This window comes from Geodermatophilus sp. URMC 63 (genome assembly GCF_053502565.1).
Genome location: NZ_CP199956.1, coordinates 779,573 through 794,907 on the forward strand (window position 1 = coordinate 779,573; position 15,335 = coordinate 794,907).

Genomic DNA, 15,335 nt, shown 5'->3' on the forward strand with positions numbered 1-15,335 from the left:
CTCAGACCTTCCCTGGACCCTGGCCGGAGGTGCCCGGCTCGGTCCCTGCGGGGGTGTCGGGGGTGGGACGCGGACCGGACGGCGTCTTGCGGCCGTACTCGGTGCCGCGGTCGGGGTGGGTCTGCGCCGCACCGGCGCGCTCGGCGGGGTTGTCGGCCGCGGCGACGCGCGCGTCGGCGGCCTCCTCCTCCGGCGTCTGGCCGGCGTCGCCGGACAGGGTGTCTGCCGCTTCGGCGTCCGACGTCTCGTCGGCCCCGTCCCGGGTCCCACCCTGAGCCTGCGAAGGGTGGGGAGGACGGGGTCCTTCCGCCGTGTCGGCGGGCTCGCCGTCGTCGGCGGCCTGCGGCTCGGGGCCGTCCATCGGCGGGGCGGCCTCGCCGCGCTCGGCGGCCAGCCGGACGCCGGCCAGGGTGGGGCCCCACTCCCCCGGGGCGTCGACGGCGGCCCGGGCGGCCGCGGCGTCGGCGTGCTGGGAGAAGCCGGCCAGCTGGCGGGAGACGCCGCGGAAGTCGGTGAGCGGCGCGCCGCGGGTGGGGTGCGGCTTCTCGCCCCGGCGCAGCGCGGCCACCAGCGCGCGGGCGCTGTCGACGTCCTGCTGGTCGTAGAACTCGTAGTCGACGGTGACCACCGGCGCGTAGTCGCAGGCGGCCAGGCACTCGGCGTGCTCGAGGGTGACCGAGCCGTCGGCCGCCGTCTCGTCGTGGTGGACGCCGAGGTCCGCGGACAGGGCGTCCATGATCCGCTGCCCGCCGAGGACGGCGCACAGCGTGTTGGTGCAGACGCTGACGATGTGCCGGCCGGTCGGGCGGCGCTTGTACATCGTGTAGAAGGTCGCCACCGCGCCGACCTCGGCCTTGGTCAGCCCCAGCTCCTCGGCGCACAGCGTGACGCCCTCGGGTGAGACGTAGCCCTGGTAGCTCTGCACCAGGTGCAGCATCGGCAGCAGGGCCGAGCGCGGCTGCGGGTAGCGGGCCATGATCTCCCGCGCCTCGAGCCGGGCCTGCGCGGGGATCGGCGGCAGGTCGGCCGGGGCCGGCTCGACCGGGCTGTCGACCAGCCCCGTCGTGGCCGCCCCCTCCGACGACCCGGGCAGCGAGCTCACGACGTCTCCTCGCTGGCGCTCGTCGACGCCGCTCGTGGCACTGCTGTGCTCCTGGGTGAGCTCGCGAGCTCGCTCACCTGTCCACACCTCCCATGACGGGGTCGATGGAGGCGATGGCCGCGATGACGTCGGCGATCATGCCGCCCTCGCTCATCGCCGCGGTCGCCTGCAGGTTGACGAAGCTGGGGTCGCGCACGTGGACGCGGAACGGGCGGGTGCCGCCGTCGCTGACCACGTGGTAACCGAGCTCGCCGCGCGGCGACTCGACCGGCACGTACACCTGCCCGGCCGGCACCCGGAAGCCCTCGGTGACCAGCTTGAAGTGGTGGATCAGGGCCTCCATCGAGGTGCCCATGATGTGCTTGACGTGCTCGAGGGAGTTGCCCATGCCGTCAGCACCCAGGGACAGCTGCGCCGGCCAGGCGATCTTGCGGTCCTCGACCATGACCGGGCCGGGCTCGAGCCGGTCGAGCGCCTGTTCGACGATCTTGAGCGACTCGAACATCTCGGCCATGCGCACCAGGTAGCGGCCCCACGCGTCGGACGTGTCGGCCGTCGGCACCTCGAAGTCGTAGGACTCGTAGCCGAGGTAGGGGTCGACCTTGCGCAGGTCCCACGGCAGGCCGGCCGCGCGCAGGATCGGCCCGGTGACGCCCAGCGCCAGGCAGCCGGTGACGTCGAGGTAGCCGACGTCCTTGAGCCGGCGCTGCCAGATCGGCTGGCCGGTGAGCAGCTTGTGGTAGCCGGCCAGCTGTCCGGGCATGACCGCGAGCCACTCGCGGATCGACTCCACCGCGCCGGGCGGGAGGTCCTGCGCGACGCCGCCGGGGCGGATGTAGGCGTGGTTCATCCGCAGGCCGGTGATCTCCTCGAGCAGGTCGAGGCACAGCTCCCGCTCGCGGAAGCCGTTGGTCATGCCGGTGAGCGCGCCGAGCTCCATGCCGCCGGTGGCCAGCCCGACCAGGTGGGAGGCGATCCGGTTGATCTCCATGACCAGCACCCGGATGGTCCGCGCGCGCTGCGGCACCTCGATGCCGAGCAGCTTCTCCACGGCCATGCAGTAGCCGGCCTCGTTGAACAGCGGGGCCAGGTAGTCCATCCGCGTGACGAACGTCGTCCCCTGCGTCCAGTTGCGGTACTCGACGTTCTTCTCGATGCCGGTGTGCAGGTAGCCGATGACGACCCGCGCCTTGGTCACCGTCTCGCCCTCGAGGTCGAGCACCAGCCGCAGGACCCCGTGCGTGGACGGGTGCTGGGGCCCCATGTTGACGACGAGGCGTTCCTCGCCGCTGAGGTCGCTGCCGAGGGTCTGGTCCCAGTCGCCGCCGGTGACGGTGTAGACGCGGCCCTCGGTGGTCTGCCGCGACCCGGCGTACGGGTCGTACGTGGTGCTCATCGCAGGCCCCTCACCGGTAGGTGCGCCGGGTGTCGGGCGGCGGGATCGTCGCGTCGTGGTACTCGACCGGGACGCCGCCGAGCGGGTAGTCCTTGCGCTGCGGGTGCCCGTCCCAGTCGTCCGGCATGAGGATCCGGGTGAGCGCCGGGTGGCCGTCGAAGACGACGCCGAACATGTCGTAGGTCTCCCGCTCGTGCCAGTCCGCCGTGGGGTACACCGACGACACCGACGGCACGTGCGGGTCCTCGGCGGTGACCGCGACCTCGAGGCGGATCCGCCGCCGGTAGGTCATCGAGGTCAGGTGGTAGACGACGTGCAGCCGCGGCCGGCCGGGGGTGGCGGCGGGGCCGCCGCTGCCCTCGTAGTCGACGCCGGAGACGCTGCTGCACAGCTCGAAGCGCAGCGCGTCGTCGTCGCGGAGGGCCTGCACCAGGGTGAGCAGGTGCTCGCGGGCGACGAAGTAGGTGATCTCGCCGCGGTCGACCAGCACCCGCCGGACGGCGGCGGCGTAGGTGGCCGCGCCGACGGCGTCGACGAGGGCGTCGGTGACCTCGTCGAACCAGCCGCCGTAGGGCCGGTCGGTGGAGTGCAGCGCCACCGCGCCGCCGGGCTCGACGCGGACCAGGCCGCCGAAGCCGGAGGTGTCGCCGCTGCCGCTGACGCCGAAGGCCCCCTTGCGGAACCCGCCGCTCGGCGCGGTCACGCCCTGGCCGGCGTCGGCGCCGCTGCGGTCGCCGGGGCCGGTCACCGCTCGCTCCGCACGTACGGCTCGGGCAGCAGGACGGCCTTGCCGCCGCGCTGGTCGATGGCGAACTGGCCGGTCCGCCCCTCGGCCGCGGCCTGCTCGTAGGCGCGCCGGGCGGCCTTGTCGACCCGCACGCTGGAGGGCATCTCCACCAGCAGGTCGCGGGCGCGCCCCTCGGCCCGGTCCCGCTCGAGCTGGCGGGCCCGCCGCTCCCCCAGCGGCTCGTTCTGGATCTTGTGGTGGAGCTTGAGGATGGCGTCCATCAGCATCTCCGGGCGCGGCGGGCAGCCGGGCAGGTACATGTCCACCGGGACGACGTGGTCGACGCCCTGCACCACCGCGTAGTTGTTGAACATGCCGCCGGAGCTCGCGCACACGCCCATGGCGAGCACCCAGCGGGGCTCGGGCATCTGGTCGTAGATCTGCCGCAGGACCGGCGCCATCTTCTGGCTCACCCGGCCGGCGACGATCATCAGGTCGGCCTGGCGCGGCGAGGCGCGGAAGACCTCCATGCCGAAGCGCGCGAGGTCGTAGCGGCCGGCGCCGGTGGCCATCATCTCGATGGCGCAGCAGGCCAGGCCGAAGGTGGCCGGCCACAGCGAGGACTTGCGCGTCCAGTTGACCAGCTTCTCCACGCTGGTCAGCAGGAAACCGCTGGGCAGCTTCTCCTCGAGACCCATGTCAGCTCCTCACCGTCAGTCCCACTCGAGGCCGCCGCGGCGCCACACGTAGGCGTAGGCGAGGAAGACGGTCGCGATGAACACGACCATCTCGACCAGGCCGAAGACACCCAGCGCGTCGTTGGCGACAGCCCACGGGTAGAGGAAGACGATCTCGATGTCGAAGACGATGAACAGCATCGCCGTCAGGTAGTACTTCACCGGGAAGCGGCCGCCGTGCAGCGGCTGGTCGACCGGCTCAATGCCGCACTCGTAGGCCTCGAGCTTGGCCCGGTTGTAGCGACGCGGACCCACGAACGGGGCGACCGCGACGGAGAACAGGGCGAAGGCCGCGGCCAGCGCGAACAGACCCACGATGGGCACGTAGGTCGAGAGCACCAGCGCCTCCCCTCGGCGTCACACGACGTGCACGGAGCTTGTGAACAAATTCACAAACGGACGGTTCCGAGCCTATGCCTCGGGTCTGCCGATCGGAAGCGCGGGGGGTCGTCGAGTTCACACCCGCCGGTCACGGTCCGGTCACGGACTGCCTCACCCCGACGTCAGACCGACGGGGTGAGCCGGGTGAGCAGCGCGATCACCCGGTCGAAGCGGTCGCCGTCGCGGCCGTCGGAGAGGTTGCCCATCAGCCGCAGGGCGGCGGCCACCACCGCCGGGCGCTTGAGCCCGTGCGCGGTGGCGAAGCGGACCAGAGCCGGCCGGTCGAGCAGGGCGAGGAAGGCCGTGCCGAGGCGGTGGTGGCGGCCGTACTCCTCGCGCAGCCACTGCGGGTAGCGCCGCAGGACGGCCTCGCGGGCCGGCCCCTCCGCCGCCGCCAGTGCCGCCGCCGCCGTCTCGCCGGCCATCCGGCCGGTCTCGAGCGCGTAGCTGATGCCCTCGCCGTTGAACGGGTTGACCACGCCCGCGGTGTCCCCGGCCAGCAGCAGGCCGCGGGTGTAGGCCGGCCCGCGGCCCAGCGCCATGGGCAGGCCCGCGCCGCGCAGCGGGGTGACCGCGTGCTCCTCGCCGAGCTGCCACTCCGGCGGCAGGGTGGCCAGCCACCGGCGCAGCACGGTGCGGGGGTCGGTGTCGCCGCCGCGCCGTGTGTCGAGCAGGCCGAAGCCGACGTTGGCGGTGCCGTCGCCCATGCCGAAGGACCAGCCGTAGCCGGGCATGGAGTCGGCGGTCGGACCCTCGGCGGAGAGGTCGAAGGAGATGTCGAGCCAGGGGTCCTCACCGCGCGGCGTCGCGACGTACCGGCGGACGGCGACGCCGAGCGGCCGGTCCTCGCGGCGGGTGAGCCCGATCGCCTTGGCCAGCCGGCCGGACAGCCCCTCGGCGGAGACGACCAGCGGCGCCCGCCAGGTCACCGGCTCCCTGCCGGGACCGGCCTGGGCGTGCACCCCGGCGACCCGGCCCGCGTCGTCGAGCAGCGGGTCGGTGACGGTGACCTCCTGCTCGAGCCGGGCACCGGCAGCGACGGCGTGCTCGGCCAGCATCGGGTCGAGGTCCCTCCGCGCCCGGATGAGGCCGTAGGAGGGCCAGGAGTCCAGCCGCGGCCAGTCGACCTCGACCACCTGGCCGCCGCCGAACACGCGCAGCCCCCGGTGCCGCACCCAGCCGGCGGCCGGCGAGGTGTCGACGCCCATGTCGTCGAGCGCCTTCACCGCACGCGGCGTGAGGCCGTCGCCGCAGACCTTCTCGCGGGGGAAGCGGGCCTTCTCCAGCACGACGACGTCGAGTCCGGCGGTGGCCAGCGTCCAGGCGGCGGCCGACCCCGCGGGGCCGGCACCGACCACCACGACGTCGGCGGTGCCCCCGGCGGTCGGACTCGTCACGCGCTGGCCCCCTCGGTGCTCGGCTGCAGCCCCTCCGGACCGCCGTCCGAGCCTAGGCGGGGGACCCGGCCAGGGCCGCCGCGACCTCGTCGTCGGTGGTCTGGCCGAAGTCGTCGTAGTACCGGCCGACCGCGCCGAACGGCGAGGGGGTGAGCAGGCAGACGACCTGGTCGGCGTCGAGCCCGGCGCAGACGTCGGGCGCGCCGACGGGGACGGCCACGACGACGGCGGCGGCGGGACCGGCACCGCGCACGGCGCCCAGCGCCGCGCGGGCGGTGGAGCCGGTGGCCAGGCCGTCGTCGACGAGGACGACGGTACGGCCGGCGACGTCGGGCGGCGGCCGGTCGCCGCGGTAGGCGCGCTGACGGCGGCGCAGCTCGGCGAGCTCGGCGCGGTAGACCTCGTCGGCGGCCGCGGCGTCGACGGTCACGCGGGCGAGGACGGCCTCGCTGCGGACGCTCTCGACGGTGTCCCCCACGGCGGCGAGGGCGCCCATGGCCAGCTCGGGGTGGCCGGGCAGCCCGAGCTTGCGGACGGCGACGACGTCGAGCTCGGCTCCGAGCGCCGCGGCGACCTCGGCGGCGACGACGACCCCGCCGCGGGGCAGGCCGAGGACCAGCGCGTCGGGCCCGAGCGGGACGGCGCCGGTCGGGCCCGGGTCGGCGAGGCGCGCGGCGAGCTGCCGGCCGGCGTCGCGCCGGTCGGCGAACGGGCGACGGTGGCCCACCGCGCCGCCGCCGCGTCAGACGGGCTGCGGTCCCGAGGGCGGTGGGGCGGTGGGGTCGGTCGGGCTGGGCTGCGGGAGCGGGGCCGGCGACGGCGGCGAGATCGGGTCGACCGGCGACGGGGAGGGCCCGGGCGGCTCGGGCATCGGGGTCGGTGTCGTCATGGACCGACGCTACAAGGACCACGTCGCCCCCCACACCACGCTCCGCGCGGTGCGGGCCCCTGCGACGCGGCCGTTCCAGCAGGTCGCCTACGGACGGCGGGCGCGGTGCAGCGCGACGATGCCGCCGGTGAGGTCGCGCCACTCGACGTCGGCCCACCCGGCCGCCTGGATGCGCGCGGCCAGCGCCGGCTGGTCGGGCCAGGCGCGGATCGACTCGGCCAGGTAGACGTAGGCGTCGGGGTTGCTGCTCACCGCGCGGGCGATCCGCGGCAGCGCCCGCATCAGGTACTCGGTGTAGACGGTGCGGAAGGGCGCCCAGACGGGGCTGGAGAACTCGCAGACGACGAGCGTCCCGCCCGGCCGCACCACCCGCGCGAACTCGCGGAGCGCCGCGTCGGGGTCGGCCACGTTGCGCAGGCCGAAGGAGATGACCAGCCCGTCGACGCTGGCGTCGGCCAGCGGCAGCGCCATCGCGTCACCGGCCACCTTGGGCACCGGCCGCGCCGCGCCCGCTCGCAGCATCCCCAGGGAGAAGTCGCAGGCGACCGCGTGCACGCCGGCCGCCGCCAGCTCGACGGTCGACACCGCCGTCCCGGCCGCGACGTCGAGCACCGTCGCCCCCGGCCGCGCCCCGAGCGCCGCCCGCGTGGCCCGCCGCCACCCGGCGTCCAGACCGCCCGACAGCACGGTGTTGGTGACGTCGTAGCGGCGGGCGACCCGGTCGAACATCGCGGCGACGTCGGCCGGCTGCTTGTCCAGCCCGGCCCGCACCCCGGCGGTGTGTGCGCTCTCTCGCCGGTGTCCCACGGCGGCCGACGCTACCGGCTGCCTACATTGGAGCCGTGACCGCGGCGGCCGTGACCTCGACGGACGCCGCCGCGCCCGCCGTCACGACCGTCGCGCTCGAGGACTCCCCCGACCTGTTGGGGCTGCTGCCGCGCACCGGCGCCCTGTCGTGGGTGCGCCGCGGCGAGGGCCTGGTGGGCTGGGGCGAGGCCGACCGGCTCGAGGTCCGCGGCCCCGGCGCGCTCGCCGAGGCCGCGGCCTGGTGGGCCGCCCGCACCGCCGACCTGGTGGTCGACGACGAGGTCGGCGTCCCCGGCTCCGGGCCGGTCGTCTTCGCCAGCATCGCCTTCGACCCGGCCGCGGAGACGTCGGTGTTCGTCGTCCCCGAGGTCGTCGTCGGCCGGCGCGCCGGCGTCGCCTGGCTGACCTCCGCCGGCGACGCCGACCCGCGCGACCTGCTCGCCGCCGGCCCGCCGCTGCCCCCGGCACCGGCCCGGCTGCGCTACGCCGACGGCGCGCTCGACCCCGCCTCCTGGTGCTCGGCGGTCGCCGCCGCGGTGCAGCGCATCGGCGCCGGCGAGCTGGCCAAGGTGGTCCTCGCCCGCGACCTGCTGGTCACCGCCGACGTCCCGCTCGACCCGCGCCGGCTGCTCGACCGCCTGGCCGCCCGCTTCCCCGACTGCTGGACCTTCGCCGTCGACGGCCTGCTCGGCGCCACCCCGGAGCTGCTGCTGCGGCGCACGGGCCGGGAGCTGTCCGCGCGCGTGCTGGCCGGCACCGCACCCCGGGGCGCCGGGGCCGACGACGACCGGCTGGCCGCCGGGCTGCTGTCCTCGGCCAAGGACCGCGCCGAGCACGCCCTCGCGGTCGACTCCCTGGTGCAGGCCCTCGAGCCCTACTGCACCGCGCTGTCGGTGCCCGCGGAGCCCGCGCTGCTCACGCTGGCCAACGTGCGGCACCTGGCCACCGACGTCACCGGCACCCACCGCCGGTCCGGCGCCGGCGGCCGCGCCGGGCTGCTGGAACTGGTCGACGCCGTGCACCCGACCGCCGCCGTCTGCGGCACCCCGCCCGACGTCGCCGCCTCGGTCATCGCCGAGCTCGAGGGCACCGGCCGCGGCCGCTACGCCGGGCCGGTCGGCTGGCTCGACGGCCGCGGCGACGGCGAGTTCGGCCTGGCCCTGCGCTGCGCCCAGCTCTCCGACACCGACCCGGCCACCGCCCGGCTGTTCGCCGGCTGCGGCATCGTGGCCGGCTCCGACCCGGCCGCCGAGCTGGCCGAGACCCAGTCGAAGTTCGCCGCCGTCCAGGCCGCGCTGGAGAGCTGATGCGACCGGTCCCGGACCTGTCCTGGGACCACGACGCGCACTACCGGCCGGTGCTGCTCGGCGCGCTGCCGTCCCGCTGCGAGCGGGTGCTCGAGGTCGGGTGCGGGGGCGGCGACCTGGCCGTCCTGCTCGCGGAGCGGGTCACACGGGTGGACGCCGTCGACCGGTCGCCGGAGATGGTGGCGCTGGCCCGGGCGCGGGTGCCCGCGGCGGTCCGCGTCGTCGCGGCCGACGTGCTGGACCTCGACCTGCCGGCGGGGGGCTACGACGCCGTCGTGAGCACGAGCGTGCTCCACCACCTGCCGCTGGAGGAGGCGCTCCGGTCGTGGGCTGCGGCGGTGCGGCCCGGCGGCGTCGTGGCCGCCGTCGCCCTGCCGCGGGTCGACCTGCCCCGGGAGCTGCCGGTCGAGGCGGTCGCCGCCGTCGCGCACCGCGTCGTCGGGGCGGAGCGGCTGCTGCGCGGGGCGCCGCGCGCGGAGCGGACGCCGGGGATGCCGCTGCGGGAGCCGGGGCTCACCGTCCGGGAGGTGCGGCGGCGGGCGCGGGCGGTGCTGCCCGGCGTCCGGGTGCGGCGGCTGCTGTTCTGGCGCTACGTGCTGGTGTGGCACCGCCCCGGGTGAAACCGGTCGGCAGGCCGCGTGCGGACTGGTTGGGTGTGCCGGTGCCCGCCGTCCCCCTCGTCCTCGGCGACCGGTCGCTGCCACCGCCGTTCGACTCCCACCCGCACGCCTCGGCCGAGGCCCGCGCCATCGCCGAACGCGGCACCGTGCTGCGCGCGCAGGTGGGCTCCGGCGTCCACGGCACGGCGGTGGCCGGCCAGGACGACCGCGACGAGATGGGCCTGTGCCTGCTGCCGCCGGAGCACGTCACCGGCGTGGCCCGGGTGCCGGCCGGCACCTCGACGACGGCGACGGTGCCCTTCGAGCAGTACCACCGGCACACCGCGTGGGACCGGCCGGGCGGGCTGGCCAACCGCTCGGGCGCCGGCGACCTCGACGTCGTCGTCTACTCCGCGCGCAAGTGGGCGCGGCTGGCGCTGGCCGGCAACCCCACGGTGCTGCTCCTGCTGTTCGTGCCCGACGAGGAGGTCGTGTACCGGGACGCCGCAGGCGCCGAGCTGGTCGCGCACGCCGACCGCTTCGTCTCGCGCGTGGCCGCCAGGCGCTTCCTCGGCTACCTGCGCTCCCAGCGGGCGGCGATGACCGGCGAGGTCGGTGCGCACACCAACCGGCCCGAACTGGTCGCCGAGCACGGCTACGACGTCACGTTCGCGATGCACGCGCTCCGCCTGGGCGTGCAGGGCGTGGAACTGCTCAGCACCGGCCGCATCACCCTGCCGGTGCCCGAGCCCGACCGCGCGCACCTGCGGGCGGTCCGCCGCGGCGAGGTGCCGCTGGCCGAGGCGGTCGCCGCGGTCGAGGACGCCGAGGCGCGGTTGGTCGCGCTGTCCGACAGCGCCGCCGTGCCACCCGAGCCCGATCGGGCGTGGGTCGACGGGTGGCTGCACCGCTCCCACCTGGCGTACTGGGGACCGTCCGGCGGCTGAGGGCCGGGTCAGGCGAGGGCCCGGGATACCGCGTCGCGCAGGCTGACGGCGAGGTCGGCCTCGGCCCGCTGGTCGGTGCGGACGACGACCACGCGGGGCCCGCCCGACGCCAGCGCCGCCGGGAGCTCGCCGGCGTCGCGCACCGCCGTCGCCGGCCAGCCGAGGGCCTCGGCGACCGCGACCAGGTCGCGGCCGTGCGGTGTCCCGAACACCCGCCGGTAGTCGCGGGCGTGCGCCGGCCGGCCCGGCTCGAGCTGGGCGAAGATGCCGCCGCCGTCGTTGTCGGGCACGACGACCGTGAGGTCCGGCCGCGCCTCCCCGTCGCCGGTGAGCAGGCCCTGCAGGTCGTGCAGGAACGTCAGGTCGCCCATCAGCGCCACGGCCGGCCCGCCGTGCACCAGCGCCGCCCCGACCGCGGTGGAGACCGTCCCGTCGATCCCGGCGACGCCGCGGTTGGCCAGCACGGTCACGTCCCCGCGGGGGACGGCGAGCCGGTCGACGTCGCGCACCGGCGTCGACGAGCCGAGCACCAGCAGCGCCCCGGCCGGCAGCCCGGCGACGACGTCGCGGGCCAGCCGGGCGGCGGTCAGCCCGCGCGCGGCGCCGAGCAGCGCGTCGACCGCCGCCCCGACCCGGCCGGCGGCGTCCCGCCAGGCGGCGGCCCAGCCGTCGTCGGACGCCGGCGCGGTCGGCGGGGCGGCCCGGGTGACCAGTGCACTCGACCGGCCGGCGTCGGGCCAGCGCGGCGTCGCGACGACCGTCTCCACGCGCACCCGCGGGTCGGCCAGCAGCGCCGACACCGGCCGCGACAGGGTCGGCCGGCCCACGACGACGACCCGCTCGGGCCGGTGCGCGGGCAGCCACGCGGGCACGCCGAGCAGCAGCGCCCCGCCGCGGACGGCGTCGCCGGTCCACGCGCCACCGCTGGGCTCGGCCACCACCGGCCAGCCGGCCGCCGCGGCCCCGGCGGCCCAGGCCCGGCCGAGCGTGGTCGGCCCGTCACCGGCGACGACGAGCGTGCGGGGCCCGCCCGGCAGCGGGTCGGCCCCGGGCGCCGGGGCGGAGCCCGCCGTCCAGGGCGCGCCGCCGTCCCGCCCCGCCCACGCGCCGGCGAGCGGCGGCTCCCCGTCGGGCAGCAGCGGCTCGCGGAACGCCAGGTTCAGCTGCACCGGCCCGGGGTCGCCCGACAGCCCGCCGGTGGCCGCCAGCAGCGCCCGCGACACCACCGAGCGCCAGTAGCGGTTCTGCGCCTCCTCGCGGCCGGACTCGGGGACGCCGACGTCGGCCGCCCAGCGCACCGCGCCGCCGTAGAGGCCGGGCTGCTCGATGGTCTGGTTGGCCCCGGTGGACCGCAGCTCCGGCGGCCGGTCGGCGGTGAGCGCCACCAGCGGGACGCCGCTCGCGTCGGCCTCGAGGACGGCGGCGTGCAGGTGCGCCGTCGCCGTCCCCGAGGTGGTGAGCACCGGGACCGGCCGGCCCGACGCGCGCGCCAGACCGAGGGCGAGGAAGGACGCCGTCCGCTCGTCGATGCGCACGTGCAGCCGCAGGACGCCGGCCCGCTCGGCGGCGGCCAGCGCCAGCGCGACCGGCGCCGAGCGCGAGCCGGGCGCCACGACGGCGTCGGTGACCCCGCCGCGGACCAGCTCGTCGACCAGCACGCGGGCCAGTGCCGTGGAGGGGTTCACGCGGCCAGCACCGCGGTCAGCCGCCCGGTCCACCGGCCGGTCACCTCCGGGTCGGCAGCGACGCCGGCGAGCCCGTCGGGCGTCACGGCCCGCACCGGCAGGGCGCCGTCGACCGGCAGCAGCGGTGCGTCGGTGACGTCGCCGGAGAGCAGCGCGACCGTGGCCAGACCGCAGGCGAAGGGCAGCTCCGGCAGCGCCGCGGCCAGCGCGACCCCGGCCGCGATGCCGACCGAGGACTCCAGCGCCGAGGAGACGACGCACGGCAGCCCGTGCGCCTCGGCCACGCGCAGCGCCGCCCGCACCCCGCCCAGCGGCTGCACCTTGAGGACGACGACGTCGCAGGCCTCGCGCAGGTCGACCGCGAGCGGGTCGTCGGCCCGCCGCACCACCTCGTCGGCGGCCACCCGGACGTCGACCCGCCGGCGCAGCGCGGCGAGCTCGTCGAGGGTGGCGCAGGGCTGCTCGACGTACTCCAGGCCCACCCGGTCGAGCTCCCGGACGCGGGCGACGGCGGTGTCGACGTCCCACGCGGCGTTGGCGTCGACCCGCACCGCGCCGTCCGGACCCAGGGCGTCGCGGACGGCCTCCACGCGGGCGAGGTCGTCGGCCGGCGTCTGCCCGGGCTCGGCGACCTTCACCTTCGCCGTCCGGCAGCCCGACGCCGCCACGATCGCGTGCGCGCGCCCGGCGTCCACCGCCGGCACCGTCACGTTCACCGGCACGCGGTCGCGCACCGGGGTCGGCCAGCCGGTCAGCGCCGACTCCGCGGCGGCGGCCCACCAGCGCCGGCTCTCGACGGTGCCGTAGTCCCAGAACGGGGAGAACTCGCCCCAGCCGGCCGGGCCGCGCACGAGGACGCCGTCGCGGACGTCGATGCCGCGGAAGCGGGTCCGCATCGGCACCGACCACACCGCCACCTGCTCGATCCCCTCGGGGAGGCCGGCGGGGGTGATCACGCCGACCAGCGTATGTCGGGCTCGCCGTAGTCTCGTTCGACGTGCCCCGGCAGCTGACCGTCCTCCCCGCGCCGGACTCCCCCGACGCCGTCCTCGGCACCGTGCTGCCCGCCGTCCGCGCCTGCCTCGACGGCGGCGCGCCGCTCGCCGTCCTGCCCGCCGGGCCGGCGGCGGCCGCGGCCCGCGCGGCGCTCGCCGCCGACGAGCCGCTCGAGGACGGCGCCGACCTCGTCGTCGTCACGTCCGGGTCGACCGGGCGCAGCCGCGGGGTGCTGCTGCCGGCCCCGGCGCTGCGGGCATCGGGCACCGCCACGCTCGACCGCCTCGGCGGGCCGGGCACCTGGCTGCTGGCGCTGCCGGTGTCGGCGATCGCGGGGCTGCAGGTGCTGTGCCGCTCGGTGCTGGCCGGAACGCTGCCCGCGGTCCTGGGACCGGGCGAGGACCTGGCCGCCGCGGCGGCGCGCACGGAGGGCGACCGGCGCTACACCGCCCTGGTCCCCACCCAGCTGCGCCGGTACCTCGACCGCGAACCGGACGCGCTGCGCGCCTTCCACGCCGTGCTCGTCGGGGGCGCGGCCACCGACCCCGCCCTGCTGACGCGGGCCCGCGCCGAGGGCGTCGCCGTCGTGACCACCTACGGCATGACCGAGACCGCCGGGGGCTGCGTGTACGACGGCGTCCCCCTCGACGGCGTGCGGGTGCGGGTGGACGACGACGGCAGTGGCGCAGGACCCGGCGGAGGAGCCGTCGCGATCTCCGGGCCGGTGCTCGCCCTCGGCTACCGGCGCGACCCGGAGGGCACCGCGGCCGCGTTCGCCGGCGGGGAGTTCCGCACCCGCGACGCCGGCACGATCGAGTCCGACGGCCGGCTCACCGTCATCGGCCGGCTCGACGACGTCGTCGTCACCGGCGGGGTCAACGTCGCGCCGCAGGCGGTCGAGGGCGTCCTGCGCGAGCACCCCTCGGTGGCCGACGCGGTGGTGTTCGGCCGGCCCGACGAGGAGTGGGGGCAGCGGGTGGTGGCCGCCGTCGTGCCCGCACCCGGCGCGGTGCCCGACCTGGGTGCCCTGCGGCCGTGGGTGGTCGAGCGGCTCGGCGTGCCGTCGGCCCCCCGGGAGCTGCACGTGCTCGACGCGGTGCCCACCCTGCACACCGGCAAGCCCGACCGCCGCGGCGTCGCCGCGCGCCTGCAGGGCCGGTCGTGATGGCCACCCCGGCGCAGTGGGTGGCCGGTGCCCGGCCCCGCACGCTGCCCGCCGCCCTCGCCCCGGTGCTCGTGGGCACCGGCGCGGCCGCCGCGCTCGACGGGTTCCGGCTCGTCCCGGCGCTGCTGGCCCTGCTCGTGGCGCTGGCGCTGCAGGTGGCGGTCAACTACGCCAACGACTACTCCGACGGGCGGCGTGGCACCGACGCCGACCGGGTCGGGCCGATGCGGCTGGTCGGGTCGGGCGCGGCCTCGGCCCGCGCGGTGCTGGTCGCGGCGCTGCTGGCCTTCGCCGTCGCGGGGGTGGCGGGGCTGGCGCTGGCCGCCCTGTCGAGCTGGTGGCTGGTCGCCGTCGGCGCGGTGTGCCTGGTCGCCGCCTGGACCTACACCGGCGGCCCGCTGCCCTACGGCTACCGGGCGCTGGGCGAGGTCTTCGTCTTCGTCTTCTTCGGCCTGGTCGCCGTCACCGGGACGACGTTCGCGCAGACCGGCCGGGTCGAGGGCCTGGCGCTGGCCGCGGCGGTGCCGGTCGGGCTGCTGTCGGTGGCGCTGCTGGTGGTCAACAACCTGCGCGACGTCGACGGGGACGCCCTGGTGGGCAAGCGGACCCTGGCGGTCCTGCTCGGCGAGCACGCCACCCGGCTGCTCTACGTCGGCCTGCTGGCGGTCGCGTTCGCCGTGGTCGTCGCGATCGGCGTCGTCCGGCCGTGGGCGCTGCTGGGCGTGCTGGCCGCACCGCTGGCGCTGCCGCCGTCGCGGGTGGTGCTCTCCGGCGGGCGCGGGCCGGCGCTGATCGCGGCCCTGCAGTCCACCGGCCTGCTCACCCTGGTCACCGGCGTGCTGCTGGCCGCCGGGCTCGCGCTGTCGGGCTGACCGCCGATCAGGCGGAGGCGTCCCCGCTGAGCCGTGCGCGCAGCTGCTCCTTGCGGGTGCGCCGCGCGACGTTGCGCGCGGCCAGCGCCTCGGTGAGCCGGTCGCGCACCGGGCGCAGCAGCAGGTAGGCCACCGGCATCGACAGCAGCAGGCCGAACAGCAGCGCCGGGAAGCCGGGCAGGCCGACCAGCCAGATCAGCGAGATGAGCACGACGGCGACGACCAGCCGGCCGAGCGTGTAGAGCAGCAGCCACGGGGCGATCCGCGGCGGCGTCGCCGGGCCTCCGGACGGGGCGCTGGGGGTGGGGCTCTCGGCCATCGTGGGGTC

At 77.1% G+C, this 15,335-nt stretch carries 16 protein-coding genes; 5 read left to right on the plus strand and 11 right to left on the minus strand.

The features are described from left to right. Window position 1: 1 nt before the first annotated feature. The 8 genes from nuoE to ACWIZO_RS03795 form a co-directional block, all read right to left on the minus strand. The gene (gene nuoE / locus ACWIZO_RS03760; RefSeq protein WP_448641182.1) at window positions 2–1,102 is read right to left on the minus strand and encodes an NADH-quinone oxidoreductase subunit NuoE; all 1,101 of its coding nucleotides are present in this window, start codon (window positions 1,100–1,102) and stop codon (window positions 2–4) included. A 73-nt stretch (window positions 1,103–1,175) separates the two neighbouring features. Continuing rightward, window positions 1,176–2,498, minus strand: a complete 1,323-nt coding sequence (locus tag ACWIZO_RS03765) for an NADH-quinone oxidoreductase subunit D (RefSeq protein ID WP_448641183.1) — start codon at window positions 2,496–2,498, stop codon at window positions 1,176–1,178. A gap of 10 nt (window positions 2,499–2,508) precedes the next feature. After that, entirely contained in the window at window positions 2,509–3,246 is a 738-nt protein-coding gene (locus ACWIZO_RS03770; protein WP_448641184.1) for an NADH-quinone oxidoreductase subunit C, read from the minus strand. Then, window positions 3,243–3,923, minus strand: coding sequence for a NuoB/complex I 20 kDa subunit family protein (locus ACWIZO_RS03775; RefSeq protein WP_448641185.1), 681 nt, complete (start codon window positions 3,921–3,923; stop codon window positions 3,243–3,245). Before ACWIZO_RS03775 ends, ACWIZO_RS03770 begins: the two co-directional genes overlap by 4 nt. Window positions 3,924–3,938: 15 nt before the next feature. Continuing rightward, window positions 3,939–4,301 (minus strand): NADH-quinone oxidoreductase subunit A, encoded by a 363-nt coding sequence (locus ACWIZO_RS03780; protein ID WP_106275325.1) that lies wholly within the window; start codon window positions 4,299–4,301, stop codon window positions 3,939–3,941. 164 nt (window positions 4,302–4,465) lie between these two features. Next, window positions 4,466–5,740, minus strand: a complete 1,275-nt coding sequence (locus ACWIZO_RS03785) for a geranylgeranyl reductase family protein (RefSeq protein ID WP_448641186.1) — start codon at window positions 5,738–5,740, stop codon at window positions 4,466–4,468. Window positions 5,741–5,792: 52 nt separating this feature from the next. Beyond that, the gene (locus ACWIZO_RS03790) at window positions 5,793–6,467 is read right to left on the minus strand and encodes a phosphoribosyltransferase (protein WP_448641187.1); all 675 of its coding nucleotides are present in this window, start codon (window positions 6,465–6,467) and stop codon (window positions 5,793–5,795) included. A gap of 249 nt (window positions 6,468–6,716) precedes the next feature. Then, window positions 6,717–7,436 (minus strand): demethylmenaquinone methyltransferase, encoded by a 720-nt coding sequence (locus tag ACWIZO_RS03795; RefSeq protein WP_448641188.1) that lies wholly within the window; start codon window positions 7,434–7,436, stop codon window positions 6,717–6,719. A 35-nt stretch (window positions 7,437–7,471) separates the two neighbouring features. Here ACWIZO_RS03795 and ACWIZO_RS03800 point away from each other — a divergent pair, with 35 nt between their 5' ends. Genes ACWIZO_RS03800 through ACWIZO_RS03810 form a run of 3 tightly spaced genes read left to right on the plus strand, consistent with a single transcriptional unit; the run spans window position 7,472 to window position 10,289 of the window. Beyond that, entirely contained in the window at window positions 7,472–8,743 is a 1,272-nt protein-coding gene (locus ACWIZO_RS03800; protein WP_448641189.1) for an isochorismate synthase, read from the plus strand. After that, the gene (locus tag ACWIZO_RS03805; protein WP_448641190.1) at window positions 8,743–9,363 is read left to right on the plus strand and encodes a class I SAM-dependent methyltransferase; all 621 of its coding nucleotides are present in this window, start codon (window positions 8,743–8,745) and stop codon (window positions 9,361–9,363) included. Before ACWIZO_RS03800 ends, ACWIZO_RS03805 begins: the two co-directional genes overlap by 1 nt. A gap of 41 nt (window positions 9,364–9,404) precedes the next feature. Next, a complete protein-coding gene (locus ACWIZO_RS03810) occupies window positions 9,405–10,289 on the plus strand; it encodes a DNA polymerase beta superfamily protein (RefSeq protein WP_448641191.1) in 885 nt (294 codons plus the stop codon). A gap of 8 nt (window positions 10,290–10,297) precedes the next feature. On the opposite strand, the gene menD is transcribed toward ACWIZO_RS03810, so the two are convergent. Both menD and ACWIZO_RS03820 read right to left on the minus strand, forming a co-directional pair. Then, on the minus strand, window positions 10,298–11,974 hold the full coding sequence (gene menD / locus ACWIZO_RS03815; protein WP_448641192.1) for a 2-succinyl-5-enolpyruvyl-6-hydroxy-3-cyclohexene-1-carboxylic-acid synthase: 1,677 nt from the start codon (window positions 11,972–11,974) through the stop codon (window positions 10,298–10,300). After that, window positions 11,971–12,930: an o-succinylbenzoate synthase gene (locus ACWIZO_RS03820; RefSeq protein WP_448641193.1), complete on the minus strand. Its 960-nt coding sequence runs from the start codon at window positions 12,928–12,930 to the stop codon at window positions 11,971–11,973. The genes menD and ACWIZO_RS03820 overlap by 4 nt, the downstream gene beginning before the upstream one ends. A gap of 41 nt (window positions 12,931–12,971) precedes the next feature. Between ACWIZO_RS03820 and ACWIZO_RS03825 the strand changes: the two genes are divergently transcribed. Together ACWIZO_RS03825 and ACWIZO_RS03830 are read left to right on the plus strand one after the other, a co-directional pair. Further along, a complete protein-coding gene (locus ACWIZO_RS03825) occupies window positions 12,972–14,135 on the plus strand; it encodes an AMP-binding protein (protein WP_448641194.1) in 1,164 nt (387 codons plus the stop codon). Further along, window positions 14,135–15,007: a 1,4-dihydroxy-2-naphthoate polyprenyltransferase gene (locus tag ACWIZO_RS03830; RefSeq protein WP_448641195.1), complete on the plus strand. Its 873-nt coding sequence runs from the start codon at window positions 14,135–14,137 to the stop codon at window positions 15,005–15,007. Before ACWIZO_RS03825 ends, ACWIZO_RS03830 begins: the two co-directional genes overlap by 1 nt. A gap of 7 nt (window positions 15,008–15,014) precedes the next feature. On the opposite strand, the gene ACWIZO_RS03835 is transcribed toward ACWIZO_RS03830, so the two are convergent. Beyond that, window positions 15,015–15,326 carry a DUF4229 domain-containing protein gene (locus ACWIZO_RS03835; protein ID WP_448641196.1) on the minus strand — a complete coding sequence of 104 codons (312 nt, stop codon included), beginning with the start codon at window positions 15,324–15,326 and terminating at the stop codon, window positions 15,015–15,017. Window positions 15,327–15,335 lie beyond the last annotated feature (9 nt).

Excerpts from the sequence above, each read along its gene's own strand:
- ACWIZO_RS03765 (WP_448641183.1), bottom strand. The coding sequence starts at position 2,498 with ATGAGCACCACGTACGACCCGTACGCCGGGTCGCGGCAGACCACCGAG.
- ACWIZO_RS03775 (WP_448641185.1), bottom strand. The coding sequence starts at position 3,923 with ATGGGTCTCGAGGAGAAGCTGCCCAGCGGTTTCCTGCTGACCAGCGTG.
- ACWIZO_RS03805 (WP_448641190.1), top strand. The coding sequence starts at position 8,743 with ATGCGACCGGTCCCGGACCTGTCCTGGGACCACGACGCGCACTACCGG.
- ACWIZO_RS03830 (WP_448641195.1), top strand. The coding sequence starts at position 14,135 with ATGGCCACCCCGGCGCAGTGGGTGGCCGGTGCCCGGCCCCGCACGCTG.
- ACWIZO_RS03835 (WP_448641196.1), bottom strand. The coding sequence starts at position 15,326 with ATGGCCGAGAGCCCCACCCCCAGCGCCCCGTCCGGAGGCCCGGCGACG.